At 63.3% G+C, this 2,351-nt stretch carries 2 protein-coding genes; both read right to left on the minus strand.

Annotated elements, in window-relative coordinates; all coding sequences use genetic code 11:
• Positions 1-151: 151 nt before the first annotated feature.
• Complete coding sequence (locus tag MPJ51_RS16435) at positions 152-1,129, minus strand: alpha/beta hydrolase (protein WP_298388915.1); 978 nt, start codon at positions 1,127-1,129, stop codon at positions 152-154.
• Position 1,130: 1 nt separating this feature from the next.
• Positions 1,131-2,351 (minus strand): NAD(P)/FAD-dependent oxidoreductase (locus tag MPJ51_RS16440; protein WP_298388918.1); only part of this gene is annotated, 1,221 nt, incomplete at its 5' end.

Below are 2,351 nucleotides of genomic sequence, written 5' to 3' on the forward strand. Positions count from 1 at the left end.
CGGAGGAGGGACTTGAACCCCCGACACGCGGATTATGATTCCGCTGCTCTAACCAACTGAGCTACTCCGCCACGAGTGAGAGGCGATTTAAGGGAGGGGCGCGGGAGGGTCAAGAGGGAAAAGCATAGGCAAACGGGGATTCTTTTGGTGCTCAGCTTTTGGTGTGATCTGCTGATGCCGGTTCCGCCAATGCTGTCCGGGCGATCCGGCGGATGAAGGTTGCGCAGGCGTCGGGCGCGGTGATGGGGATCATGTGACCTCGGCCCTCCAATTGTTCAAAGGACAGGCGGAACTGGGTCATGGGGGCGCCGTGTTGATCCGGGGAAAGAACCTGGTCTTCTGAACCGAAGAGGATGCCTCCGGGCATCTGAAGTGCGCCGTATCTGCGGCTTTGGGCCTCGATACTGGCTTCGGCGCCGATGACGTCCTGCGAGGCGGTGATGAAGGCTGACGGGCGCAGGCCCAGGGCACCTCCGGCGCGGTTCAGGAAATCGGCGGGGGCTGGGTCCGGGGCGAAGACGTCTCTCAGGACCAGTGGTGCCGTTTTGCGTGCCAGTGGCACGGCCAGCGTGTGGCCGATCAGGGTGCGCAGCCATTCGGTGCGGATTTCCAGCGATTTGAACACCGGGGGCGTTGCGGGCATTTTCTGTGTCAGGGGGCATAGCAGGGCCAGAGCCGTTGTGTTCCGTGGATAATCCAGCGCCATGGCCAAAGACACCGCGCCACCCAGAGAGTGACCGACCAGAACCGCCTGTTCGATGCCTTTGTTCTGCAGGAATTCGTGGATCATGCGGGCCTGTTCCGGCAATGTGGCCAAGGCCGCCGAGTCGCGGGTGGAATAGCCGCAGCCGGGGCGGTCTACGGCGAGCACGTGGAATTCATCCGCCAGATCGTCCATCAGCGCATAGGTGAAGTGCTGCAGCTGTCCCGACAACCCGTGGATCATCACGATGGTCGGGTTGGTGGGATCACCCTGTTCGACGTAATGAATGCTGCCGCCCTGAACCGGTACGATCTGTCCCAGTTGCGGCACGGCTTGCAGCCCCTGACGGGTCAGGCGGCGGGTCCACAGGTTCATGCCCAGCAGGACCAAGGCGAAGAGGGTGAGGATCGTCAGGATTACCGTCATGTCAGGGCCTTTCGGTCGATGATCGGGTAAGGGGATGGTACTGCTCTAACCCCGATTGTGCCATGCGTTTGCGGTATTCGGACACGGTGCCCGGCCACAGCGTCGTATTGCGCCCAGCCGCGTCCTGATACCATGAGGTGCAGCCGCCCGCCTGCCAGACGCTGTCGCTGTGCCGGTCCTGCATTTCTCGGGTGAAGGCGGCCTGTTTCGTCGGGTCGGGGGTGACAGCGTCTATCTGCCGGTCTTGCATCTGCGACAGGAGACGGCCGATATGGGCAACCTGCGCCTCGATCATCAACACGACGGAGTTATGGCCCAGCCCGGTATGCGGCCCGAGCAGGATGAAGAAGTTCGGAAAACCCGCGATGGCGGTGCCCAGATTGGCCTGCATCCCGTCGGCCCATGCATCGCGCAGGCTCAGGTCCTCAGCGCCGGTGGTGTCCAGCCGCTCGACCGCGTCGGTGACGTGGAACCCGGTGCCCCAGATCAGCACATCCGCTTGAACCTGTGTGCCATCGGTGGCGGTGATCCGATCCACCTCGATCCGGTCCACGCCATGGGGGACGACCGTCACATTGTCACGCGCCAGGGCCGGATACCAGTCATTGGAGCTGAGGATGCGTTTGCAGCCGACCCGGTAATCCGGGGTCAGCTTTTGACGCTCTTGCGGGTTGGGGATGGCGCTCTCCAGCGCTTGCCGCCAAATCTTCATGGCAAAATCAACCGCGCGGGGATCGCCCCGAAACACGCGATGGCGGAACTCGAACACGGTATAGATCAGTCGACGTCGGATACGCGGCAGCATCGGAAGGCGGCGATAGAGGCGGCGGACCCAAGGCGTGATAGGCCCATCCGGGCGCGGCAGGACGTAGGGCGCGCTGCGTTGGAAGATGTTGATCTGTGCAGCGGTCTTGGCGATCTCGGGCACGAACTGCACGGCTGAGGCCCCGGTGCCGATGACAGCGATCCGTTTGCCGGTCAAAGCCACATCGTGATCCCATTCCGCCGAATGAAAGCTGGGGCCGGGGAAGCTGTCGGCCCCGGGAATGTCGGGCATGCGCGGGATATGCAGCGCGCCGATGGCCGAAACCAGAAACCGTGCCGACCAGCGGTGCCCGGCGCGGGTTTCCACTTGCCAGCGCGCGCCATCCCATCGGGCGGATTTCAACTCCTGATGAAAATGGCAGAGGTCATAGAGCCCCTCGGCCCGGGCGACGCGCTG

The sequence above is a fragment of the Ruegeria sp. genome (assembly GCF_028066395.1).
GTDB lineage: Bacteria > Pseudomonadota > Alphaproteobacteria > Rhodobacterales > Rhodobacteraceae > Ruegeria.